This window comes from Acinetobacter qingfengensis (genome assembly GCF_008693185.1).
Classification (GTDB): Bacteria; Pseudomonadota; Gammaproteobacteria; order Pseudomonadales; family Moraxellaceae; genus Acinetobacter; species Acinetobacter qingfengensis.
Map to the genome: position 1 here is coordinate 159,522 of NZ_VXKN01000005.1, position 23,165 is coordinate 182,686.

General features: G+C 39.9%; 25 protein-coding genes. 20 read left to right on the forward strand and 5 right to left on the reverse strand.

Annotation, left to right across the window (positions count from 1 at the left end; genetic code table 11):
• Positions 1-7 precede the first annotated feature (7 nt).
• On the reverse strand, positions 8-1,915 hold the full coding sequence (locus F4V57_RS08455) for an ATP-binding cassette domain-containing protein (RefSeq protein ID WP_070070690.1): 1,908 nt from the start codon (positions 1,913-1,915) through the stop codon (positions 8-10).
• Positions 1,916-1,947: 32 nt separating this feature from the next.
• Between F4V57_RS08455 and F4V57_RS08460 the strand changes: the two genes are divergently transcribed.
• The 19 genes from F4V57_RS08460 to F4V57_RS08550 all read left to right on the forward strand — a co-directional run bounded on the left by F4V57_RS08460 (position 1,948) and on the right by F4V57_RS08550 (position 19,228).
• Positions 1,948-2,193 carry a SlyX family protein gene (locus F4V57_RS08460; RefSeq protein ID WP_070070689.1) on the forward strand — a complete coding sequence of 82 codons (246 nt, stop codon included), beginning with the start codon at positions 1,948-1,950 and terminating at the stop codon, positions 2,191-2,193.
• A 187-nt stretch (positions 2,194-2,380) separates the two neighbouring features.
• Positions 2,381-2,950: a hypothetical protein gene (locus tag F4V57_RS08465; RefSeq protein WP_070070688.1), complete on the forward strand. Its 570-nt coding sequence runs from the start codon at positions 2,381-2,383 to the stop codon at positions 2,948-2,950.
• A 12-nt stretch (positions 2,951-2,962) separates the two neighbouring features.
• Entirely contained in the window at positions 2,963-3,613 is a 651-nt protein-coding gene (locus tag F4V57_RS08470; protein WP_070070687.1) for a hypothetical protein, read from the forward strand.
• A 10-nt stretch (positions 3,614-3,623) separates the two neighbouring features.
• Positions 3,624-4,511, forward strand: coding sequence for an FG-GAP repeat protein (locus F4V57_RS08475; RefSeq protein WP_070070686.1), 888 nt, complete (start codon positions 3,624-3,626; stop codon positions 4,509-4,511).
• Between the two features lie 126 nt (positions 4,512-4,637).
• Entirely contained in the window at positions 4,638-5,891 is a 1,254-nt protein-coding gene (locus F4V57_RS08480; protein ID WP_070070685.1) for a glycosyltransferase family 4 protein, read from the forward strand.
• An 18-nt stretch (positions 5,892-5,909) separates the two neighbouring features.
• Positions 5,910-6,464: a phosphatase PAP2 family protein gene (locus F4V57_RS08485; RefSeq protein WP_070070684.1), complete on the forward strand. Its 555-nt coding sequence runs from the start codon at positions 5,910-5,912 to the stop codon at positions 6,462-6,464.
• A 535-nt stretch (positions 6,465-6,999) separates the two neighbouring features.
• Positions 7,000-7,200, forward strand: coding sequence for a Fe-S cluster assembly protein IscX (gene iscX, locus F4V57_RS08490; protein ID WP_070070683.1), 201 nt, complete (start codon positions 7,000-7,002; stop codon positions 7,198-7,200).
• 130 nt (positions 7,201-7,330) lie between these two features.
• Positions 7,331-7,762, forward strand: coding sequence for a nucleoside-diphosphate kinase (gene ndk / locus F4V57_RS08495; RefSeq protein WP_070070682.1), 432 nt, complete (start codon positions 7,331-7,333; stop codon positions 7,760-7,762).
• 159 nt (positions 7,763-7,921) lie between these two features.
• Complete coding sequence (rlmN, locus tag F4V57_RS08500; RefSeq protein ID WP_070070681.1) at positions 7,922-9,145, forward strand: 23S rRNA (adenine(2503)-C(2))-methyltransferase RlmN; 1,224 nt, start codon at positions 7,922-7,924, stop codon at positions 9,143-9,145.
• Between the two features lie 22 nt (positions 9,146-9,167).
• Positions 9,168-9,977, forward strand: coding sequence for a type IV pilus biogenesis/stability protein PilW (gene pilW / locus F4V57_RS08505; RefSeq protein WP_070070680.1), 810 nt, complete (start codon positions 9,168-9,170; stop codon positions 9,975-9,977).
• Positions 9,968-10,762: a helix-turn-helix domain-containing protein gene (locus F4V57_RS08510; protein ID WP_070070679.1), complete on the forward strand. Its 795-nt coding sequence runs from the start codon at positions 9,968-9,970 to the stop codon at positions 10,760-10,762. Before pilW ends, F4V57_RS08510 begins: the two co-directional genes overlap by 10 nt.
• A gap of 21 nt (positions 10,763-10,783) precedes the next feature.
• Entirely contained in the window at positions 10,784-11,899 is a 1,116-nt protein-coding gene (gene ispG, locus F4V57_RS08515; protein ID WP_070070678.1) for a flavodoxin-dependent (E)-4-hydroxy-3-methylbut-2-enyl-diphosphate synthase, read from the forward strand.
• A 7-nt stretch (positions 11,900-11,906) separates the two neighbouring features.
• Complete coding sequence (gene hisS / locus F4V57_RS08520) at positions 11,907-13,199, forward strand: histidine--tRNA ligase (RefSeq protein WP_070070677.1); 1,293 nt, start codon at positions 11,907-11,909, stop codon at positions 13,197-13,199.
• A 24-nt stretch (positions 13,200-13,223) separates the two neighbouring features.
• Positions 13,224-13,946: a YfgM family protein gene (locus tag F4V57_RS08525; RefSeq protein WP_070070676.1), complete on the forward strand. Its 723-nt coding sequence runs from the start codon at positions 13,224-13,226 to the stop codon at positions 13,944-13,946.
• Between the two features lie 3 nt (positions 13,947-13,949).
• Positions 13,950-15,095: an outer membrane protein assembly factor BamB gene (gene bamB / locus F4V57_RS08530; protein ID WP_070070675.1), complete on the forward strand. Its 1,146-nt coding sequence runs from the start codon at positions 13,950-13,952 to the stop codon at positions 15,093-15,095.
• A 3-nt stretch (positions 15,096-15,098) separates the two neighbouring features.
• Positions 15,099-16,508 (forward strand): ribosome biogenesis GTPase Der, encoded by a 1,410-nt coding sequence (gene der / locus F4V57_RS08535; RefSeq protein WP_070070674.1) that lies wholly within the window; start codon positions 15,099-15,101, stop codon positions 16,506-16,508.
• A gap of 148 nt (positions 16,509-16,656) precedes the next feature.
• The gene (locus F4V57_RS08540; protein WP_070070673.1) at positions 16,657-17,529 is read left to right on the forward strand and encodes an acyl-CoA thioesterase; all 873 of its coding nucleotides are present in this window, start codon (positions 16,657-16,659) and stop codon (positions 17,527-17,529) included.
• Between the two features lie 70 nt (positions 17,530-17,599).
• Positions 17,600-18,859 (forward strand): dicarboxylate/amino acid:cation symporter, encoded by a 1,260-nt coding sequence (locus F4V57_RS08545; protein ID WP_081409265.1) that lies wholly within the window; start codon positions 17,600-17,602, stop codon positions 18,857-18,859.
• Positions 18,860-18,961: 102 nt separating this feature from the next.
• Positions 18,962-19,228, forward strand: a complete 267-nt coding sequence (locus tag F4V57_RS08550) for a hypothetical protein (RefSeq protein WP_081409264.1) — start codon at positions 18,962-18,964, stop codon at positions 19,226-19,228.
• 95 nt (positions 19,229-19,323) lie between these two features.
• Here F4V57_RS08550 and yihA read toward each other — a convergent pair whose 3' ends face one another.
• The 3 genes from yihA to F4V57_RS08565 all read right to left on the reverse strand — a co-directional run bounded on the left by yihA (position 19,324) and on the right by F4V57_RS08565 (position 21,255).
• Positions 19,324-20,088 carry a ribosome biogenesis GTP-binding protein YihA/YsxC gene (gene yihA, locus F4V57_RS08555; protein ID WP_070070671.1) on the reverse strand — a complete coding sequence of 255 codons (765 nt, stop codon included), beginning with the start codon at positions 20,086-20,088 and terminating at the stop codon, positions 19,324-19,326.
• Positions 20,089-20,168: 80 nt separating this feature from the next.
• A complete protein-coding gene (locus tag F4V57_RS08560) occupies positions 20,169-20,624 on the reverse strand; it encodes an RrF2 family transcriptional regulator (RefSeq protein WP_070070670.1) in 456 nt (151 codons plus the stop codon).
• A gap of 157 nt (positions 20,625-20,781) precedes the next feature.
• Complete coding sequence (locus tag F4V57_RS08565; protein ID WP_070070669.1) at positions 20,782-21,255, reverse strand: winged helix-turn-helix transcriptional regulator; 474 nt, start codon at positions 21,253-21,255, stop codon at positions 20,782-20,784.
• A gap of 63 nt (positions 21,256-21,318) precedes the next feature.
• Here F4V57_RS08565 and F4V57_RS08570 point away from each other — a divergent pair, with 63 nt between their 5' ends.
• Positions 21,319-21,555: a tautomerase family protein gene (locus F4V57_RS08570; protein WP_070070668.1), complete on the forward strand. Its 237-nt coding sequence runs from the start codon at positions 21,319-21,321 to the stop codon at positions 21,553-21,555.
• Positions 21,556-21,682: 127 nt separating this feature from the next.
• Here the strand turns inward: F4V57_RS08570 and eat are convergent, their stop codons facing one another.
• Positions 21,683-23,095, reverse strand: a complete 1,413-nt coding sequence (gene eat, locus F4V57_RS08575; protein ID WP_070070667.1) for an ethanolamine permease — start codon at positions 23,093-23,095, stop codon at positions 21,683-21,685.
• Positions 23,096-23,165 lie beyond the last annotated feature (70 nt).

Here is a 23,165-nt window from a genome sequence, read left to right on the forward strand (position 1 = left end):
AATGAATTTATTCAACATTCAACTGAGCTTCCAATTCAGTCCAGCGTTCAAGTTTTTCCAGAAGTTGCTCTTCAATTTCGGCTAAGCGCTGACTGGCCTGTGTTGCTGCATCGGCATCCTTGATAAACCACGAACCATCGGCCAATTGGTCTTCCAGTGTTTTCTGTTCACGTTCCAATTGAGCAATCACTTCAGGCAGTTGCTCAAGTTCACGTTGATCCTTATAACTCAATTTGATTTTTTTGGCTGATTTAGTGTTGCTTGATGTTTTGGTATTGGCTGATTCAACTTTATTTTGTTTATTTGCCATTTTCTCAGATTGTAGTTGAGGGCGTTGTGCTAAATAATCCTGGTATCCCCCAATATATTCTGCAATCTGTCCCTGACCATCAAATACCCATGTAGATGTTACGACGTTGTCCATAAAGGCACGGTCATGGCTGATAAGAAGAAGGGTTCCTTTATATTCTGCCAGCATGTCTTCAAGTAATTCCAGTGTGACCATGTCCAGATCGTTAGTTGGCTCATCCATCACAATAAGATTAGATGGTTTGAGTAATAATTTTGCCAGCAAAACACGATTACGCTCACCACCAGATAAGGCTTTTACCGGTGTTCTGGCACGTTCAGGTGCAAATAGAAAATCCTGTAAATAACTGAGAATATGCCTGCGCTGGCCATTTACATCGACAAAGTCTGAGCCTTCGGAAACGTTATCTGCTACAGACTTTTCCAATTCAAGCTGATTACGCAACTGATCAAAATAGGCAATTTCAAGTTGAGTTCCAGTTTTAACCGTACCCTGATATGTAAGTTCTCCCAAAATGGCTTTAATTAATGTGGTTTTTCCTACGCCATTATCACCGACCAGACCGATACGATCCCCACGTAATACAATACTGGAAAAATCTTCAATTAATGGCTGTTCGCCATAACGAACAGATAAATGTTCAATATCAAACACCAATTTACCTGAACGAGAGGCTTCTTGTACGCCCATATTGACTTTACCTTGCTGAAATCTCCGCGCTTTAGATTCTTCACGTAAGGCTTTTAAGGCACGAACACGTCCTTCATTACGGGTACGGCGAGCTTTAATCCCTTGACGGATCCATGTCTCTTCTTCGGCCAGTTTTTTATCAAATAAAGCATTTTGTTTTTCTTCTGCTTCCATTTGTTGAGCTTTTAATTCCAGATAACGAGAATAGTTGCCTTCAAAACTGCGTAAATTTCCACGATCCAGTTCAACAATACGAGTCGATAAACGATCTACAAAAGCACGGTCATGCGAAATAAACAGTAAAGTTAAATTATGTTGTTCAAGCAAGAAATTTTCCAGCCATTCGATACTTTCCACATCCAAATGGTTGGTAGGTTCGTCCAATAGTAAAACATCGGGTTGTGTTAATAATGCACGGGCCAGTAACACACGGCGTTTACGTCCCCCGGATAAATCAGCAAGATCCGCATCAGGATCCAACCCCATTTTTGCCAAAATAGTATTGACTTGATTGTCCAGTGACCAGCCGTCTAGCTGATCCAGTTGATGTTGTAATTCTCCCATGAGATCACAGGCAGCAGTATTACCGTCGATACAGGCATTGGTCGCATCATGATATTGTTTTAAAACTTTGGCTGCTTCTCCAGCACCATCTGCTACAATATCTGCAACACGTCCTGAAGACATTGGAACATCCTGTGCCAGCATGGCAATGGTGACACCATTTTGAATGGCAACCTCACCCTGATCGGGCGATAGACTGCCTTCAATCAGTTTGAGTAGTGTGGATTTACCTTCGCCATTTCTGCCAATTAAGCAGACACGTTCACCGCGTTCCAGAGTGAAATTTGCGCCATCAAGCAGGGCGGGTCCGCCAAATGCCAAGTGAACATCTCTTAAGGTAATGTACGCCATATTTTTTAAACCCACGGTAATGGAGAAATTGCATGTCTAAAGTGCCATCTACAGATGACTATGCGACATTGTGCAAACTCATTGAAGATTTGCAAGTAAGAATTACATTTTTGGATGATTTAGTTGAACAATTGAATGATCAAGTGGCTCAGCAAAGCAGTGAAATTCTTGATCTGCATAAAAAAATGCAAATATTGTATCAACGTGTTGAAGCTTCAGATCTTTCTGATGGAATCGCACCATTTGATCCATTGACCAATAAACCACCGCATTATTAGTCAATATTTTATTTGAAAAGTATATGTAAAGTTTAAGTGTAAATTAAAAAACGTATTAATTTGAAACATATTTATTGACCACTTGTAGGTTTTGTTGTTTTTTTTAATGGATATTTTTGTTAAATGTATTCATTCTGTTTGGTGGTTTTTTGTTCTATTCTAATAATTATTCAGGTTTGATAAAGATATGGCAGCAGATGGCGTAATACAGGTTCGGGGTAAGAATTACAGTGTATATGAATTTACTGGTAAGGTTGCGCACAGCAATAAGCAACTGGAAACAGTTGTATCAGGAGGCGGTGGTGGCGGAGCAACTTATCAGGGTACAGGTGGTAGTGCACCTGTAAGTATTCGTTCAACAACCTATACACATGATGATATTTTTCTAGTCAACACAGAAGGACAGGAACAGGTCATTCGCTTACTGGATTGGAATATTGCGACACGAGAAGGACATGAAATTCAGGCGATCTGGTTGATTAAACAAGGTAAGGACACAGGCCCATATATCATTATTAATAATCTGACAACGAATACTGTGCAATGGAGTGATAAAAAACTGGGAGAATTGTTGCGTTTGGAATGGTGGCGGATTTTTGTTGTGCCGATTGCTATTCTGATTCTTGGTGGAATTATTCTTGGATGGATTGTGATTTTTGCTGTTATTGCTTATTTTTATTTTGGTGTGCATAAACCTTGGAAAGATGATATTCAATCTGCAAAAGAACAGCTTAAACCGTTTATTCAATCAGCATAAGGAAGTATGGTGATGGGTGATAACATTACGGTGCGGAATAAACACTACGACGTCAACCAGTTCATCGGCGTAGTAACGCAGCGTGAGAAACAGCGGGAAACCAGAATATCCAGTAGTGGGGGTGGAGATGCCCCGATACATAGCAATTCCAAGACCTATATCCACGATGAGGTATTTCTGGAAAATGCAGCAGGTGAAGAAAAAGTACTGAAACTGGTGGACTGGGATCTTTCGGTGAAAGCGGGAAATACGGTACAGACCATTTCTGCAAGTCAATCGGGTAAAAAACAACAGTATTATGTTGCGGTGCAGAATATCAGCACGGGTTCCTTATATTGGGCAAAAAAAGAAACATTACGCCGTGTATTTGGTTATCCAGCACTCAGTGCTGCTGCACTGTTTTGGTTATTACTCATTATTTGTCCTGCGATTGGCTATTGGCTGGGTGCTGATGCACAGACAGTATATTCCTATAATAAATGGGGTGCAGTGACCGGCAAACACGGTGCAATGAGTTGGACGTATTTTGCTGTGCCATTTCTTTTGGTGTTTGCTTATATCGGCATCTTTCAAATTTATATGACCAATCGTGCGATTGGAGAAGCAAAAGAAAAGTTAAAATCATTGTTACAGAAAAAATCACCATTAAATAAGTCAGTGTAAGAGGTGTGAGATGGGAAAAATCATTTATGCGTTTTTATTGGCGGTGTTTACTGTCTCTGTGCACGCAGCAGTAGCTTTAACCTCTGCACAGGACAAAGCGGTAAAAGCTTATATTGCCAAAGAGCAAAAAGAACGGACTGCCAATCGTGAAGAAGTTGAGGTCAATAATACGATTGTGACTGACTTAAATGGCGATGGTAAAGCCGAAGTGGTGTTAGGCGTATCTTTTCTGGGTGGGACATGGTGGAGTAATGGTCTGGTTATTCTTAGTGATAAGGGTAAAGGCTATCAAGTTGTGGCAGAGGAGGGATTGTTGGGGTCAGTACAATCTATTGACGTAAAAAATAGTTTAATTCATGTGAACTCATTGCAGGCTGCGCCTAATGATCCACGTTGTTGTCCATCTATAAAAGAAACCACTATTTATCAATGGAATGGTACAAAATTACTGGATGTAACGGGTAAAAAAACCGTAACTTCGCCTAAACAATCTGTACCGGCAATCACTTCCAATATTAATAGTGAATGGAAGCTTACAACAATAAGAGGCGTAAAGTTGGCAAGTGTCAAGCAGAACGGCAAGGGCATACAGGAGCTTACAGTGCTTTGTGAAGATCGCCTGCCAAAATTGGCTGTACGTTTAAATGTGCCACAATCAGATCCTTTGCGTTTAGAAATACAGATTGGTCAAATGATTTATCCTTTTTTGACAACACAGAAAAGTAATGCAACAGGGTATCGTGTTTTTAATCTTAGTCCGTCCGCATTGCCAAAAGGATTGCTTACAGGGCACCAATCTGCACAAGTGAAAATCAATGGGATCGCTTATAGTGCGTTATCTTTACGTCATGCAGCAGCGACCAGTAAACAGGCTTTATCAGGGTGTTATCGCTATTAATAACGGTAATTTAGCTGTGTTTTTACAAAATATGGGTAATTGTCAAAAAACTGTCATCGTTTGATCATCTGATAGTCAAGAACTATTGCTATTTTGGAATAAATAGAAAAATAGGAATAAGTCGAGATGACGCAACAATTACCACAATCCATATTCACACAGGTTAAGGGTTATTTTTTACAGCTAGCAAATTATACCAGTATTGATCATCAGGTACATACGATAAGCGATACATTAAATATCGCCATCGTGACAGAAACATGGCCACCTGAAATTAACGGTGTTGCATTGTCTATTCTGCAGTTGGCAAAAGGTTTGCAACAGCGTGGGCATCGTATTTTACTGGTTCGTCCTGAACAGAATGTCAAAACATCAGGTTTTGAGCCGGAGCAGGAATGTTTGGTTCGGGCACAGTCTATTCCGAAGTATCAGCAATTGAATTTTGGTTGGCCACAGGTAATCAAGATTGGTCAGGCATTTGATCAGTTTCAGCCAGATATTGTACATATTGTGACTGAAGGGCCTCTGGGCTTAGCCGCAATGAATCAGGCTAAACTACGCCAGTTACCCATTTCCAGTGGGTTTCATTCTTCCTTCCATGATTTTAGTCGTTATTTTGATCTGGCATTTTTAATCCGTCCATTAAGACAGTATTTAAAATGGTTTCATAATAATACCCAGTTGACTTGTGTGCCTAGTCAGGATACTGCCGATACTTTAAGAGATTTTGGTATTCATTGCCCATTAAAAGTGATTAGCCGTGGTGTAGACGCACAACATTTTCATCCAAAATTTAGAAGTCAGGAACTACGACAATCTTGGCAGGCAGATGAAGATACAACGGTAATATTGTGTGTAGGTCGGATTTCACCAGAAAAAGAGTTACCAGTAATTTTTTCTGCCTATCAACAAATATTACAACAACAGTCGCTACGAAAATATAAACTGGTCATTGTTGGGGATGGCCCAAATCTTGCTGAATATAAAGCAGAATATCCCGAAGTCATTTTCATGGGATTACAGGTGGGAGATGGATTATCTGAATGTTATGCCAGTAGCGATGTTTTTGTTTTCCCAAGTCAGGTAGAAACCTTTGGTAATGTTGTGTTGGAAGCAATGGCAAGTGCTTTGCCCGTATTGGCATTTAATTATGCATGTGCCAGTCAGATGTTAGAACATGGTCAAAATGGATGGCTTGTCCCTTTGGGAAATGTCAAACAATGGCAACAACAGATGTTACAGTTGCCTGATTTATACGAATTGCATCACATGGGCGATCAGGCAATGCAACAAGTTGCTGATCGGGGGTGGGATAAACCCGTGACAGATTTTGAAAATGCACTCAAGCAATATGCCAAACCTTCGATCTGGCTGGCATAACATGAGAGGAGAATCCTCATGAGTAAAATAAGACATGCACAAAAAGCGGTACTGGATTGGGATTTACGCAGTTGCATTTATCTAAATCACTGGTCTGAAAATATCAGAGTTGCTAATTTCTTTAAATTAATTAGTCGATTAGGTGACGGTATATTTTGGTACGTCATGCTTGCCGTGGTTTGGCTGATTCATGGTTTAACTTATTTCTTACAGGCCATTTATTTATTATTGGCAAGCAGTTTTGGCACCATTATTTATAAATTATTGAAACGCCATACTGTTAGACCTCGTCCATATCAGGTACATCAGGTGATTCGTCTGGGAGAGCGGCCATTGGATCATTTTAGTTTTCCATCGGGCCATACTCTGCATGCCGTTATGGTCACAACGGTATTAGGATCAATTGTTCCGGCACTATTAATGATTATGTTACCGTTTAGTTTACTGGTTGCCATATCACGAATGGTATTGGGATTACACTATCCAACAGATGTGATCGTGGGTGCAACTTTGGGTTTATTGGTTGCATTGATCACTTTGTGGCTGGCACCAGTTTTTGAGATTATTCTATAAATATTTTATTTATATGGCGTAAATTTAATAAAGTTTGTTTGGAGTATTTGTCTTTGTTGTAGGCAACCAACAGGCTCTGCATGGAAGATGAGATTTTCATTCATATCTTTGGTTTTTTGGGTAAGATTTTGTAATTAAAGTGTTTTTGGTTATTGATTTAAATTAATTTAAGATTATATGTTGTCTAAAATATAAATGTTTTGGTGAAAGTTGTGTTAATAAAATTAATGATATTGATGATAATTTTATTTAGCTATGTATTTATGAACTATATTCTTTCAAACTTTGCCATTAAATATGATTTAGAAAATAGCATTTATTCATATATTTTCAGAGGAATATCTGTATTTATACTTGTATTTCTGTTGGTGAGGTTTATTGCTTTGAATGCTGGACATATTGTACATGGTGACTCACTTAAAAAGGATCGGTAGTTTTTTGAGCTAACTGGAAATTCTTTCGTTAGAAATTTAGATATTCGTCAGCATCTAGTTTTGTTAAAGTATCTGCCACGATAAAATTTAGGTAAATGATCATGGCATTACGCTGGACAGATGCAATCGATATCGCAATTGAACTTTACGAAGCTCATCCTGAGATTGATCCACAATATATTCGCTTTACAGATTTACACCGCTGGATTTGTGAATTACCTGATTTTACTGATGATCCGGAAAAATCCAGTGAAGGTATTTTGGAAGCCATACAAATGGCATGGATAGATGAGGCGCGTTAAGCAGTTTGAAGTGAGAGAGTCGATTTAAAAATTCTTTTGAATTACCGAATTACCCTATATCTATCAGACGTGCTCGTATATAATGTCGCAAAATTTTTTAAACTCACTTTAAAATTGTAGGGAGCCAACCATGGCGATTGAACGTACTTTATCAATCATTAAACCTGATGCTGTTGCTAAAAACCACATCGGTGACATCATTGCACGTTTTGAAAAAGCTGGTTTAAAACCAGTTGCAATCAAATACAAACAATTAACTCAAGCAGAAGCTGAAGGCTTTTACGCAGAGCACAAAGAACGTGGTTTCTTTGCTGATTTAGTTGCATTCATGACTTCTGGTCCAGTTGTTGTATCAGTACTTGAAGGTGAAAATGCAGTACTTGCTCACCGTGATATTCTAGGTGCAACTAACCCTAAAGAAGCAGCACCAGGAACAATCCGTGCAGACTTTGCGGTAAGTATCGATGAAAATGCAGCACATGGTTCTGACTCTGTTGCATCTGCTGAGCGTGAAGTTGCTTACTTCTTCGCAGCTGACGAAATTTTCCCACGTACACGTTAATTCTTTAACCGTACACCAAACCAGATAAGTGCTATACTTATCTGGTTTTTTATTTTTTGAAATATTGTCCCGACACGTTTATACTGCTTAGCTTTTTTGATTAACCATTTTTAAACCCACTTTTACCCCAATAGCCCATAGCGAAATAGGTTTCCGTACATGAATTCTGCAACTTCAGCTTCCGCCACAGCGTCAGCATCCCGCTCACACGCTCAGCCTGCATCTGTGGAAAAAGTGAACCTGCTTGGCATGACACGTCAGGCGCTTGAGCAATTTTTTGAGCAAATGGGAGAGAGAAAATTTCGTGCCGGTCAGGTAATGAAATGGATTCATCAATATGGTGTCACTGATTTTGAGCAAATGAGTAATATTTCCGGGAAACTGCGCAGTCAATTGGCAGAAAAATGTGAAATTATTGCTCCAGAAGTGGTGCATCGTCATTATTCAAAAGATGGCACGCGTAAATGGGTATTTCGTGTTGGTGATGGTGACGGTTCTCTGGTTGAAACCGTACTGATTCCTGCTGATGATAAAACTGGTGCCCGTAAAACCTTGTGTATTTCTTCTCAGGTTGGCTGCGCCTTGGATTGTTCATTTTGTTCAACAGGTAAACAGGGTTTTCAGCGTGATTTGACGCCGGCAGAGATTATTGGTCAGCTTTGGGTGGCTAATCAGTCTTATATGGAAGATGTGCCAATTGCAGAGCGTACCCGTTCAGTGACCAATGTAGTGATGATGGGCATGGGCGAACCATTGCTTAATTTTGAACCAGTTGTGGCGGCAATGTCATTGATGCTGGATGATTTTGCCTATGGCATGTCAAAACGCCGTGTCACTCTGTCTACTTCCGGTGTAGTGCCGATGATTGATAAACTAGCAGAAACCATTGATGTGGCATTGGCGATTTCCTTACATGCACCTAATGATGCATTACGTGATGAATTGGTACCGATTAATAAAAAGTATCCGCTGGAGCAACTGATTGCCGCAGCACAACGTTATTTGGCAAAAAATGGCAGTGATAGTCAGCGTAAACACGTCACGATAGAATATGTCATGCTGGATGGCGTTAATGATCAGGCAGAACATGCTCAACAGTTACTAAAATTACTAAAAAATTTGCCAAGTAAGATTAACCTGATTCCATTTAATCCATTTCCACATGCACCTTATGGACGTTCTAGCCGAAATCGAATTATGGCCTTTCAAAAAACTTTGTCAGATGCCGGATTTGTGTGTACGATTCGTCAGACACGTGGCGATGATATCGATGCGGCATGTGGACAGTTGGTTGGACAGGTGGCAGACCGTACCAGACGAGCAGAGCGCTGGAAGAAAAAAGTAGCTGACCAGCACAGTGAAATTTTAAGAACACAAGGTTAATACGATAACGAGGTAGCGTCTGATGACCCTTAGATTGTTCGGTTATATCGCATTATTGGGCAGTATTGTTCTGACAACTGCTTGTCAGACCACCACATCATCTAACTCTACCTTAGGCGAAAAAAATCCGGAAAAAGCCGTACAGTTAAGAACACAATTGGCTGCCGAATATATTCGTAATGGACAGTTGGATAAGGCAAAAAACGAATTGGACAATGCATTGACAACCAACAGTCGTTCAGTTGAAGCCAATGCAATGATGGGTGTATTGTTACAACAGGAAGGCAGTCCGGCCAATATGAAAAAGGCTGAAGATTATTTTAGACGTGCTTTATCAATAGAAAGTGGCAATGCTCAGGTTCGTAACAATTATGGTACATATTTATTTCAGCTACAGCGTTATCAGGAAGCCGCAGAACAATTTAAAATCGCAGGCTCGACATTAGGCTATCAGCAGCGTTATCGTTCACTGGAAAATCTGGGGCAGGTGTATCTGCGTTTAAATGATAAGGTTAATGCCGAAAAGTCCTTTAGACAGGCCATTCAGGTCAATCGTAATGCAGTGAATGCCAAACTTGAACTGGCTGAGTTGCTTTATGGGCAGCAGCGCTTTACATTGGCAGGCCAAATGTATGAAGATTACGTCCGTAGTACGGATCAGCGTAATCAAAGTGCACAGGCTTTATGGCTAGGTGTGCGTTTGGCACGTGTGCGCCATGATGATATGGGGATGCAGGTTTTGGCAAACCAGTTACGTGCGCAATATCCCGAAAGTGTGGAATACAAAACATATTTACAATTAAAGAATGGTTCTGAGGCGGTATGGAAATAAACTCAAACTCTCCTAATCCCAATGCAACACCTACACCAACAGGCTTAGGAAATGTCCAGCGACCTGGTGAGTTTTTACGTCAGATCCGTTTGTCTCAGAATAAACAGTTATCTGATGTTGCTCAGGAATTAAAAATTTCAGAGAAACAATTGATTGCACTGGAATCAGATGATTATAAGGCGTTGCCAGAAGCTCCCTTTATTAAAGGATATTATCGAGCCTATGCAAAATTTTTGAATACCGATGCTGCGAGCCTGATTCAACGGTTTGATGAAATTTATAAAAATGATACTGGTCTACCGCCAAATCATGCTTTAAAAGACTCGCCAATCAAAACGATGGGACGTTTGGCCAGTAGTGGCCGTCGAGGCATGAATAAATGGGTAAAGCGTGTGATTATCCTCATTGCGGTTATTGCCGTAATTTGGGCACTTTGGGCGGTACTTAGCCATTGGATGGATAAAAAAGACAGTACAGAAGAAGTACGAAATACGGATCAAAGCGTTGAGATTGTTGCACATGACACCAGTAATCCGGCAAGCATGGCGGGTGATCAATTACAGCTTGAATTTAGTACACCAACCTCAGTTATGATCGTTGATGCTACTGGTAAAATGCTGGCACAGGGCCGCCAGTCATCGGCATTGACTTTACAGGGTCAGGCACCATTTAGTATCCGAATAGATGATGCATCTGCCGTAAAACTGAAACTCAATCATGAGAATATCAGTCTAGGCAGCTATACCAATTCAAGTGGTTCAGCAGATTTCAGATTATCGCCATAATCGCCAAGATAGGACAATTGCATGATACACAATCCAATTCAGCGTCGCCCAACACGAAAAATTCGTGTCGGTTCGGTGTATGTGGGCGGTGATGCACCCATCAGTGTGCAAACCATGACCAACACCGAAACCTGTGATGTTGAAGCTACTGTTGCGCAAATTCAACGGTGTGTAAATGCTGGTGCAGATATCGTTCGTGTATCTGTACCATCAATGGAAGCCGCTGAAGCTTTCGGTAAGATTCGTAAACAAGTAACTGTGCCATTGGTTGCCGATATTCATTTTGATTATAAAATTGCATTGGCCGTTGCCGATTACGGTGCAGATTGCCTGCGTATTAATCCGGGAAATATTGGTTCAGAAGACAAGATCCGAGAAGTTGTTGCAGCAGCAAAACATCATGATATTTCCATGCGTATTGGCGTGAATGCAGGTTCACTGGAAAAAGATTTACAGAAAAAATATGGTGAACCTACAGGCGAGGCCTTATTGGAATCAGCAATGCGTCATATTGATATTCTGGATCGTTTGAATTTTCATGAATTTAAAATCAGCGTCAAAGCATCTAATGTATTTTTGACTCTGGATGCATATCGCTTGTTGTCTAAACAAATTGATAATCCACTTCATCTGGGTGTAACCGAAGCAGGCATTTATCGTACAGGAAGTGTTAAATCAGCAATTGCTTTAGGTGCATTGTTGCTAGATGGTATTGGCGATACCATGCGTATCTCTCTGGCCGCAGAACCGGAAGAGGAAGTCAAAATTGGATTTGATATTTTAAAATCATTAGGTTTGCGTTCCAATGGTATTAACTTTATCGCTTGCCCAAGTTGTTCACGTCAGGAATTTAACGTGATCAAAGCCATGCAAATGCTGGAAGAGCGTTTGGAAGATGTACGTACACCAATGGATGTGTCGGTGATTGGCTGTAAAGTTAATGGTCCAGGTGAAGCCAAGGAAGCTGATATTGGTGTTGTGGGAGCAAGTCCACGTTCACTGGTCTACCGTAATGGAACCAAAAGTCATTTAATTGACACCGATCAACTGGTTGACGAAGTGGAAACAATGGTTCGTCAACGCATTAAAGAGCTTGAAGAAGCTAAATCTAAAGAGATCATTCGCACAAGTTCCTGAGTAAGTCATGAGTTCAATTACAGCAATTAAAGGTTTTAACGATATCCTCCCAACGCAAACGCCTGCATGGCGACGTCTGGAGCAACATCTGGCAGCATTAATGGATGCCTATGGCTATCAACAGATTCGTCTGCCGATTGTTGAACAGACCAGCTTGTTCAAGCGTTCCATTGGCGATGCCACAGATATTGTCGAAAAAGAAATGTACACTTTTCTGGATAAGGGAAATCCACCGGAATCTTTGACTTTACGTCCTGAAGGCACAGCCGGTTGTGTACGTGCCATGCTTGAACATAATTTATTACGTGGAGCAACACCACGAGTGTGGTATGTGGGGCCAATGTTTCGGTATGAAAAACCACAAAAAGGTCGATATCGTCAATTTCATCAATTTGGCGTAGAAACTTTTGGTGTTGCTACACCAGATATGGACGCTGAATTAATTTTAATGACAGCTCGTTTATGGCAGCGTATGGGCGTTGCAGATAAAGTTCAATTGGAACTAAATACTTTGGGTGAGTCTGATGAACGTGCTGAATATCGTGCGGCATTGGTTGATTATTTGGTTCAACATAAAGATGCACTGGATGAAGATTCACAGCGCAGATTAAGCACGAATCCATTACGAATTTTGGATTCAAAAATTGAATCAACACAAAAAATTTTGGAAAATGCACCTAAATTGCATGATTTCCTTAAAGAAGATAGTTTGAATCATTTTGCCCAGTTGCAACAATATTTAACCGATGCCGGAATTAATTTTGTCATTAATCAGAAATTGGTGCGTGGACTGGATTATTATAATAAAACCGTATTTGAATGGACCACGACATACTTAGGCTCACAAGGTACAGTATGTGCTGGTGGGCGGTATGATGGTCTGGTTGGACAACTCAAAGGTAAACCAGAACAATCTATTCCAGCAGTGGGTTTTGCCATGGGAATGGAGCGCTTGTTATTATTGCTTGAACAACAATTGACAGAAACCGTAACCGACTGTGAAATCTTTTTGGTGGCTGAACCTGCATATCAAGGTAAAGCACTGGTTTTGGCAGAACAATTGCGTAATCAGTTTGAGCAGGAGCGATGTAATATTCGATTAAAAACCGGGTCACAGGGCAGTATGAAAAGTCAGATGAAAAAGGCTGATCAATCCGGCGCCAAGATAGCGGTTATTCTGGGTGAGCGCGAATGGGATGCTCAGCAGGTTCTAGTAAAAAATCTGACGAATGCAGAACAACAACATCTTGCCATTGATGACCTTGCTGCGTATCTGGCAGCACAGCAACTTTATATTTAATATTAGCGATTAAAGGACGTATACATGAGTGCAATGACAGACGAAGAACAGAAGGAACAATTTAAATCCTTTGCCAAAAGTTATGTGCTGCCTATTGTTGCAGGGATCCTGATCGCCTTGTGTGCGTTCTTTGGTTGGGAATGGTATCAAAAACGCCATACCGTAAATGCTGCCAATCTTACAGTACAGTATCAAAATTTATTGAATCAATCTGAAGCTGCTGCAGAGGATGAAAATGCATACAAAAAAATCATGGCTGATGGCAATAAAATAGTGGCTGATAGCCCAAATACAGTACAAGCCTTGCAGGCGCAACTATTAATGGCAAAACTTGCTTTTGATAAAAAGGATTATGCAACCGCCAATAAAATTTTATCGGCTGCTCAAAATGTCAAAATCGAAGATGAAGGATTAATTGCAATTGCAAAACTACATTTGGCTTATACACAAATTGCCCAGAATCAATTGGATACAGCATTAAAAACTCTAGATGGTATTAAAGTGGATGCCTTTACCCCTTCTGTATCTGAAGCCAAAGGCGATATTTATGCTGCACAAAATAAAACAGAAGATGCCAAAAAAGCATATCAACAAGCATGGGATGTGCTTGTCAAGCGTCAGCAACCTCGTGAATTATTACAAATTAAACTGGCAAACCTAGGGGTTTTAGTAGAAGATCCTAAAATTGAAACTCCGGTATTGACACCAACTCAACAAATGCCAGCAAGCAGTCCAAGTGAGTCATAATAGATGAAAAAAGTTTTTAAAGTTCCGTTTGTTTTAACTGTACTATCAGTTGCATTACTCGGTTGTGCGAGTAAAGGTAAGAAGGCTGAAGAAATTAAGCCAAACCCTTTACCAAAAATTCAGGCAACACAATCTATTGCTCAGGTGTTTTCAACCAGTGGTAAGGATAGTCCTAAATTTGATCCATTACGTTTCCAACTGGAACAAGCCAATGGTACCTATTATAGCGCAGATGTTGAAGGTACTGTTCAGGCGATTAAAGATGGTAAAACGCTCTGGAAAAAACGCCCTGTTAAACAATTAAGTGCTGGCACTAGCTTTGGACAAGGTGCAGTAGTGATTGGTTCACCGAAAGGGGATTTAATCGCACTGGATGCAGATACAGGTGAAACCCTTTGGCAGCAACAGTTACCCGGCTCTATTTTAAGCCCGTCATTGATTGTTAATAATCGTGTCATTACCATCAGTAATGATGGTACGGTTTATGCCAACGACATTCAAACTGGTCAACAATTGTGGACATTTAATCTACCTGAAACTGCTTTAAGTATGCGTGGTTATGCTGCACCAGTCATGCTGGATGCCCGTACGGTTGGTATTGCAACAGCAGATGCGTATGTCTATGCGGTTGACAGCATTACTGGCGTACCTGTTTGGCAGCGCCGAGTTGCAGTGAGTGAAGGTCGGGGGGATATTCAGCGCTTAGTGGATATTGACAGCCAGCCTCAAGTTGTGGGTTCTAATCTTGTTACTGTAAGCTTTCAGGGGCAGGTTACAGTGACCGATCTCACATCACAACGTGTAGTTTGGTCAGAAAATGCCAGCAGTTTGAACAGTCCTGCAGTAGATCAACAGGCTGTTTATGTTGCAACAACTGATGGACACTTAGTTGCCTATAATTTACAAACCGGCCAGAAACTCTGGGATAATGATCAATTACTTAACCGTAAGCTGAGTAATCCAGTTATTTTAGGCAATGTTCTGGTTGTTGGTGATTATGATGGTATATTGCATCTGATTGATCCGGCAAATGGACAAATTACAGGTCGTGCGCAAACACGTGGAGATATTCGTACTCTGCGTGTAGAAGACAACCTACTTTATGTATCAACAACTAAAGGCAACTTTAGTGTGTGGCAGAATCGCTAATTTATGAAACCTGTTATTGCTTTAATCGGGCGTCCTAACGTCGGAAAATCTACACTTTTCAATCAGATCACCAAAAGTCGTGATGCACTGGTCGCAGATTTTGCGGGTTTAACCCGTGACCGTAAATATGGTGATGCGGTCTATCAGAATAAATCCTTTATCGTTGTCGATACGGGCGGTATTGGCGAAAGTGAGCAAGGTATTGATGCCTATATGGCAGAACAATCCAAAACCGCCATTCAGGAAGCAGATATCATTTTATTTGTGGTTGATGCCCGTGCAGGATTATTGGCATCAGATGAACAAATTTCGCGTGAATTACGTACTTTAGGCAAAAAAGTTTACTTAGTTGCCAACAAAGTTGATGGTATTCACGCCGAAGCAGCAGTAACAGAGTTTTTTAAACTGGGTTTTGGTGAGCCGATTCATGTTGCTGCCAGTCACGGACGTGGCGTGGCACAAATGCTGGAAGAAGTATTGGAAGATATTCCAGAAGATGAAAATCCAGAAGAGCATGATAAAAACACAGGCTTGCGTCTGGCCATGATTGGTCGTCCAAATGTCGGAAAATCTACATTGGTTAACCGATTATTGGGTGAAGATCGTGTTGTGGTATTTGACATGCCGGGAACCACACGCGATTCGATCTACATTCCTTTTGAGCGCAATGAGCGTAAATATACGCTCATTGATACCGCCGGAGTTCGTCGTAAAGGTAAGGTTGATGAAAGTGTTGAAAAATTTTCTATTGTTAAAACCTTGCAAGCCATTAAAGATGCACATGTTGTAGTCGTAGTGATTGATGCTCGTGAAGGTATTGTAGAGCAGGATTTACACCTGATAGGCTATGCGCTGGAAGCCGGACGAGCCATGGTGATTGCCATTAATAAATGGGATGGCATGAGTGAATATGACCGCAATCAAGTGAAAATGACCATTGAGCGCCGTTTTGACTTCATTCCGTGGGCTAAAATTCATTTAATTTCTGCTTTGCATGGTACAGGTGTCGGCGAATTATACCCATCTATTCACCGTGCATACGAGTCGGCAAATTTAAAAGTTTCTCCAGCAAAATTAACCCAGATCCTAAATGATGCGACAGAACAGCACCAACCACCTCAAATACAGGGTCGTCGTATTAAAATGCGCTATGCACACATGGGGGGACAAAATCCTCCAACAATTGTGATTCATGGTAATAAGGTAGACAAAACCCCCGCGGATTATCGCCGTTATCTGGAAAATGTTTTCCGTCGCGTCTATAAACTTGAAGGTACACCCGTACGTATTGATTTTAAAACTTCAGAAAATCCATTTGAAGGGCGTAAATCTCAGGTTGATGAACGCACTGCTGCACGTCGCCGTCGTTACGTACAAAAATTCAAAAAAGCTGAGAAAAAATTTAGACGTTAAGGCTTAAGCGATGTTGAGATACACTTAATTTTCAACATACGTGAACTCTATTTGAATCTTTTGTAGCAAAAGCCTTATCTCTGAATAAGGCTTTTATGTTTAAAATATTTTAGAACTTGATGCACATAGACAGGAATTGCATACACTTATGTTAACGCAAGATTTAATTGAATTATTAGCTCTGGAAAAACTCGAAGAAGGATTATATCGTGGCCAAAGTCAAAATCTTGTGGGTAAACGAGTTTTTGGTGGGCAGGTATTGGGACAGGCTTTACGAGCAGCATCTTACACTGTTGACCGTCCGGCACATTCTTTACATGCTTATTTTTTATTTGGAGGTGATGTCAATGCACCGATTGTTTATCAAGTAGAAAAACTGCGTGATGGTAAAAGTTTTTTAAGTCGTAATGTCAAAGCATTACAGCATGGTCGCGTGATTTTTCAGGCCATGATTTCTTTTGCAGCTCCTGAAGATGGGCTGGAATATCAGATCAATCCACCTGACTATCTAGCACCAGAAGCCTTAAAAAATGAAGAAGAACTCAAGCAATCCATGCTCAAATTTGTTCCTGAAAATTTGCGTAACGTCTTTATGCGTCGGCGTGTTATGGAAATTACACCAGTAAATCCGGGTAATCCATTTGATCCACAGCCTGATCAACCAGTCAATGCGCATTATATGCGGACATGGGATCGGATTCCGACAGAACATGATGAAATTGCATTACATCAAGCGATTGTCGCATTTAGTTCGGATTTTACTTTAATGACCACAAGCCTGAAACCACATGGATTATCTTGGTTATCTCCCAGTATTCAATGTGCCAGCCTGGATCATACGATTTATTTTCACCGACCTATACGAGCAGATCAATGGTATTTACATGATATGCATGCAACTGAAACAGCCGCATCACGTGGTTTGAATTTTGGTCGTATCTGGCAAAATGGACAACTGGTTGCCAGCACTGTACAAGAAGGTTTAATTCGTTTACGAGAAGTAGATTTAAGTAAAAGCTAAGCAATTTTTATTGAATAGTCTTTTTTATGGTTCGTGTTATATTGCCTGTTAATTGAAAACATGAACAATAATGCAGATGTTGAAATCACTAAACAGTCAAATTCTTATTGGTGCCATTCTGGGTATCTTATTTGGATGGTGGATTAGCCAAATTTCTGATTCGGGATTTGCTCAGACCAGTTTGTACATTTTAAATTTAATGAGCAGCTTATTTATTGGTTTGCTCAAAATGTTATTAATTCCACTCATTTTTAGTTCTATTGTCGTGGGTGTTGCAAATTTACAGGCGATTGGTTCCTTTGGTCGAGCCTGTAAAATTACAATTTTGTGTTTTTTTACCACTACAAGTATTGCATTGGCATTGGGATTATTGTGTGCTCATATTTTCCAGCCAGGTGTAGGACTGGACATTGCTTTGTTTAAAGATGCTATGGCCAGCCATCAAACACCGGATACACTGACACCAGACGCATTCTTTACCAACTTCTTGCAAAACACATTGATTAATCCAGTGAAAGCAATGACTGAAGGCAATGTTTTGTCGGTCGTGATTTTTGCGCTCATGTTAGGTGCAGTCATTGTGGCAGGGCGTGGACGTTTTAAAACCGTTGAAAGTTTTTTTCAGCAATTTTTTGAAATGATGATGACATTGGTACATGGCATTATGTATCTGGCACCTATTGGTATTTTTGCATTATTGGCAAAATTACTGGCAACCGAAGATTTTGCCATTTTAGGTAGTTTGGCTAAATTCGCAGCTGTGGTTACTGGAACTACCATTTTTCATGGTGTGGTGATTTTGCCATTATTGCTGTGGATATTTGGCAAGATATCCCCAATTCGTTTTTTTAAAACAGCACGTCCAGCATTAATTACTGCTTTTGCAACCAGTTCGAGTTCTGCAACTATGCCTTTATCCATGCAATGTGCGCAGAATATGGGGGTTCGTCCTCAAATTGTGGGCTTTGTTGTGCCTTTAGGCGCACAATTGAATATGGATGGTACCGCTTTATATGAAGCTGCGGCAGCTCTATTTATTGCTAATCTCATGGGATTAGATTTAACGTTGAGTCAGCAATTTATAGTCTGCTTAACGGCCATGCTGGCTTCATTGGGCGCACCAGGTATCCCAAGTGCAGGTATGGTGACCATGATTATGGTGCTCCAATCTGTTGGTTTACCTGCGGAAGCGATTGCAATTTTATTACCAATAGATCGGTTGCTGGATACTGTACGTACAGTGGTTAATGTTCAGGGAGATATGATGATTAGTGCAGTGGTTGAAAATTATACCAAAGAAGAAAAATCTGTTGAGCAAGTTTCATCCTGATATTATTTTAAGGGAGAAAAGATTACATTTTCTCCTCTAAAAATACATGGTTATGGGAAATAATATTCAAATTAAATTGTTATGTTTCAGAGGAGTAATCACATGAAAAAAATGATGACTTATGTTGTGGGTTTAACTTTTGCCGCATTAAGTGCAACTGCAATGGCGTGTCCTAAAGGGACAACGTTACAAGGTGGGACAGGCCCAAACCATAAAGGCGGTAAATGTGTTGCAGTGACTGCAAAAAAGGTGCAGGCTAAAAAAACAGAAGTGAAAAGCACTGAAGCAAAGAAAGTAGAGGCGAAAAAAACTCAGGCAACCAAACAGGCTGAGCAAAAAACTGAAGCGGTAGTTAAAAAAGTAAGTTAATCAGACTCTTGATTTGACGAAGTAAAAGAAAAGCGGCTATTTCAGATGATTATCTTTTTAGTTAATAAGGAGAAATTTTGAAACAGCCGCTTTTTCTATTCTGAAGAAGAAATATCCGTATTGACTGGTAAATTGCTATCATTAACATCAATAGTAAATCCCAGACGACTGGCCATGACACTTGCCAATTCAGATAAACCCTGTTTATCTAGGGATGAAAATAATTGAATAGAAAAATTCAGTTTCATGTCCTGTAATTGTTTTTTTACTTCAAGTAAGGTTTTATTGGCTGGCCCACGATTCAATTTATCTGCTTTGGTTAATAAGATATGCACAAATAGATGGCGGGAGTAGGCCCATTCCAGCATCATGCGGTCAAAATGCTGGAGTGGATGACGAATATCCATTAATAACACCAGCCCTTGTAAACTTTGACGATGAATAAGGTAATTTTCTAGTTCTTTTTGCCATACTTTTTTCATATCTTCGGGTACAGCCGCATAACCATATCCCGGTAAATCCACCAGACGTTGCTCAGGATTACCCAGACTAAAAAAGTTAATCATTTGGGTACGCCCAGGGCGTTTGGATGCACGAGCCAGTTGTTTTTGATTGGTTAAGGTATTAATGGCACTGGATTTTCCGGCATTAGATCGACCAGCAAATGCCACTTCATAACCTGTATCTTCTACACAGAGGGAAAGTTTTGGCGCACTCATCAAAAACTCTGCCTGACGTAGCCAGTTGATCGCTTGTTCACTGTAGGTATCCAATGCAGGATCAGTTTTTTTGCTATAACTAATTTTTTGCTTGGGGGCTAGTTTGGCCTTGGTATCTTTGGACTTTTGATATTTGTGCATAATCAATGGGTAATATGAAAAAAAGCTTGCCTATTATAAGTGAAGATCAGGCATGTGGCGAATCTATTGCAACATTATGATTAGCTGATTTGTACAATATCAATTGCTGAGGTATTTTGATCTTTGGTTAGGCTGTAAATCACTGGATGATGTAGGGCATCACGTAACTGATACTGATTTAAATAGCGATAAAATTGTTCGAGTGCTTGGTCCAATACAGATTTTAAGCCACAACTGAAACGTAGTACACATGCAGGTTCCAGACAATTAATGGCTTTTTGATCATGCTCCAGTGTGCGTACTATTTCACCAATAGGTAAATCCAGTGCCTTTGGAGCAAGCCGAATTCCACCACCTTTACCCCGAGTACTGATGAGCCAACCTTGCTTCGCCATAAAATGCGTGACTTTTACTAAATGGTTTTCTGAAATTTTAAGCGCGCGAGCTGCCTCAGCGATGGTGACAAGCTCATCACTGGGTTGTAAAAGATACATTAATAGGCGCAAGCCGTAATCAGTAAATTTATTTAATTGCATACCTTACAGTATAGGCTATTTCAAGAAAAAAGAGCGCAATAATACACTCGAAATGAAAATATCATCTAATATTGAGCTTAACAATATGTCGATTTGAACCAGTGATCGAAATAATATGGATCTTTTCATGATTAAAAGATTTATTTATGTGAAGACATCATAATTTATCAGTTGGCTTGGTTATTCTTAATTCGATATCGTCTAAATGAACAATGTGATTTTTATCATCAACAATTTTTAATGTGAGCAATGTATTTTGGGATTGATGAAAAATTTGTACAGCCGGTTGATTTTCTAACAAAAAATTTGCACCTGATTCCAGCATTGCAAGTAGTACAATATTCAAGCTTTTACCTTTTGCTGTTAGTAAATATTCATACCGCTCTCTGGTACCGTGTTCTTTGTAGATGGATAACTGAAAAATATTGGATTGAACCAGATGTTTTAAACGATTTGATAAAATTTGCTTAGATATACCGGTGTGTTTAATAAAATCATTAAATTTTGTGGTTCCATAAAAAGCTTCTCTTAACAATAAAATTGTCCATTTGTCATTGAGAATTTCGGCAATTTTGACTATTCCGCATACTTCAGGTGGAAATTGATCAGAGAGAGTAACTTTATTTGACATATAAATAAACTCCAATTAACATGAGTCTGTATTTAATACCTAGGGTTGGTTGAGGTAGTTATTATGCCATTTATTCATATTCAAACGATAGAAGGCTTATTGAGCAAAGAAAATAAGGCTGAACTTTTTGAACGATTAACGGATTTATTTGTAGAAATAGAAGGAAGAGGACAAGCTTCTTTTAGAAATCATGTCTGGATACGCATTGATGAATATGCACCTGAACAATGGCAATTAGGTCAGCTAAGACCAACAAAAGAGATGATTCAGTTGATGTCTACATTAAATATCAATGAATAGATATAAACTGAATCTTTTTTATCGATGAAAATTGATTTTCAATACGAACGTATAATTTAAAATAAAACACCAGTTACCTCAGTAACTGATGTTTCAAACTTAAAAATAGGAAATGATTTTAAATAATTTATTCTTCTCGGACTCTGGCAAATTCTTCTTCTGGTGTACCACTTACCAGTTGATGACGGCTGTAGACCAGATAGTAAACAATAAATGCTAAATAAATACCTGCTGACATAAACCAAACTTTTGGATCAACCATTAATCCTGCCACTACGGCAATGGCAGCAAGAACTAAGGCAATAGAAGAGGTTACAATTCCTCCAGGAGTTTTATATGGACGAACCATATTTGGACGAGAAAGACGAAGTTTGATATGTGCCAGCATCATTAACACATAAGAAATAGTTGCACCAAAAACTGCCATCAGAATCAGTAAATCACCTTCACCTGTCAGTGAAAGTAAAAAACCAATAATGCCGGGAATGATAATGGCAAGATATGGGGCTTTATTACGATTGGTAAGCGACAGTTTTTTGGGTAAATAGCCTGCACGAGATAAGGCAAAGATTTGACGGGAATACGCATAAATAATCGAAAAGAAACTGGCGATTAAGCCTGCCAAACCTACAAAATTGACAAAAGTTGCCAGCCATGTATTTTGTCCATAAACGGCAATGAGTGCATCAACCAGTGGCGCACCGGATTGTTTAAGCTGTTCTGATCCTGCTGCTCCAGCACTTAAAAATAAAATCAGCATCGCAAATGCTGCTAGAATCAGCATCGAACCAATTAAGCCACGCGGCAAAGAGTGTGCGGGATCTTTGGCTTCTTCCGCAGCCAGCGGTACACCTTCTACCGCAAGAAAAAACCAGATGGCATACGGTACTGCTGCCCAGATTCCAATATAACCTAAAGGCAAAAAGCTACTGGCTCCTGCATTTTGTGTTACAGCAATATTGAATAGATTATTACTATTGAAATGTGGGAACATTGCAACAATAAAAACCAATAATGCCACACAGGCAATAGACGTAATCACAAACATGATTTTTAGGGCTTCTCCAGCACCTTTAAGATGTAAACCCATAAATGCCAGATAACAGAGTAAATAAACAACCCAACCGCCAATACCAAATAATGACTCACAGTATGCGCCAATAAATACGGCAATTGCCGCAGGTGCAATGGCATATTCAATCAGGATCGCCGTACCGGTAAGATAACCTCCAAAGGGGCCAAATGCGACACGGGCAAAGCTATAACCACCGCCTGCAGTGGGGAGCATTGTTGACATTTCTGACATGGCAAAACTCATGCATAAATACATCAGGGCAACAACTACGGTGGAAATAAATAATCCACCCCATCCGCCTTGTGCCAGACCAAAATTCCATCCGGCAAAATCGCCAGAAATAACATAAGATACGCCAAGACCAACCAATAACAACCAGCCAACTGCACCTTTTTTCAATTGTCGTTTGGCAAAATATTCGTCATTGGTTTCGATATGATTTGCATGAATATCCGTTGTTTTCATGTTTTTTACTCACCTTTTATCCACCGATGTCATCAATCTTGCTTGAATTTGCCTTTTACAAACTTGACCA

Coding starts and splice junctions, on each gene's coding strand:
- F4V57_RS08455 (WP_070070690.1), bottom strand. CDS start 1,915: ATGGCGTACATTACCTTAAGAGATGTTCACTTGGCATTTGGCGGACCC.
- F4V57_RS08460 (WP_070070689.1), top strand. CDS start 1,948: ATGTCTAAAGTGCCATCTACAGATGACTATGCGACATTGTGCAAACTC.
- F4V57_RS08465 (WP_070070688.1), top strand. CDS start 2,381: ATGGCAGCAGATGGCGTAATACAGGTTCGGGGTAAGAATTACAGTGTA.
- F4V57_RS08470 (WP_070070687.1), top strand. CDS start 2,963: ATGGGTGATAACATTACGGTGCGGAATAAACACTACGACGTCAACCAG.
- F4V57_RS08475 (WP_070070686.1), top strand. CDS start 3,624: ATGGGAAAAATCATTTATGCGTTTTTATTGGCGGTGTTTACTGTCTCT.
- F4V57_RS08480 (WP_070070685.1), top strand. CDS start 4,638: ATGACGCAACAATTACCACAATCCATATTCACACAGGTTAAGGGTTAT.
- F4V57_RS08485 (WP_070070684.1), top strand. CDS start 5,910: ATGAGTAAAATAAGACATGCACAAAAAGCGGTACTGGATTGGGATTTA.
- iscX (WP_070070683.1), top strand. CDS start 7,000: ATGGCATTACGCTGGACAGATGCAATCGATATCGCAATTGAACTTTAC.
- ndk (WP_070070682.1), top strand. CDS start 7,331: ATGGCGATTGAACGTACTTTATCAATCATTAAACCTGATGCTGTTGCT.
- rlmN (WP_070070681.1), top strand. CDS start 7,922: ATGAATTCTGCAACTTCAGCTTCCGCCACAGCGTCAGCATCCCGCTCA.
- pilW (WP_070070680.1), top strand. CDS start 9,168: ATGACCCTTAGATTGTTCGGTTATATCGCATTATTGGGCAGTATTGTT.
- F4V57_RS08510 (WP_070070679.1), top strand. CDS start 9,968: ATGGAAATAAACTCAAACTCTCCTAATCCCAATGCAACACCTACACCA.
- ispG (WP_070070678.1), top strand. CDS start 10,784: ATGATACACAATCCAATTCAGCGTCGCCCAACACGAAAAATTCGTGTC.
- hisS (WP_070070677.1), top strand. CDS start 11,907: ATGAGTTCAATTACAGCAATTAAAGGTTTTAACGATATCCTCCCAACG.
- F4V57_RS08525 (WP_070070676.1), top strand. CDS start 13,224: ATGAGTGCAATGACAGACGAAGAACAGAAGGAACAATTTAAATCCTTT.
- bamB (WP_070070675.1), top strand. CDS start 13,950: ATGAAAAAAGTTTTTAAAGTTCCGTTTGTTTTAACTGTACTATCAGTT.
- der (WP_070070674.1), top strand. CDS start 15,099: ATGAAACCTGTTATTGCTTTAATCGGGCGTCCTAACGTCGGAAAATCT.
- F4V57_RS08540 (WP_070070673.1), top strand. CDS start 16,657: ATGTTAACGCAAGATTTAATTGAATTATTAGCTCTGGAAAAACTCGAA.
- F4V57_RS08545 (WP_081409265.1), top strand. CDS start 17,600: ATGCAGATGTTGAAATCACTAAACAGTCAAATTCTTATTGGTGCCATT.
- F4V57_RS08550 (WP_081409264.1), top strand. CDS start 18,962: ATGAAAAAAATGATGACTTATGTTGTGGGTTTAACTTTTGCCGCATTA.
- yihA (WP_070070671.1), bottom strand. CDS start 20,088: ATGCACAAATATCAAAAGTCCAAAGATACCAAGGCCAAACTAGCCCCC.
- F4V57_RS08560 (WP_070070670.1), bottom strand. CDS start 20,624: ATGCAATTAAATAAATTTACTGATTACGGCTTGCGCCTATTAATGTAT.
- F4V57_RS08565 (WP_070070669.1), bottom strand. CDS start 21,255: ATGTCAAATAAAGTTACTCTCTCTGATCAATTTCCACCTGAAGTATGC.
- F4V57_RS08570 (WP_070070668.1), top strand. CDS start 21,319: ATGCCATTTATTCATATTCAAACGATAGAAGGCTTATTGAGCAAAGAA.
- eat (WP_070070667.1), bottom strand. CDS start 23,095: ATGAAAACAACGGATATTCATGCAAATCATATCGAAACCAATGACGAA.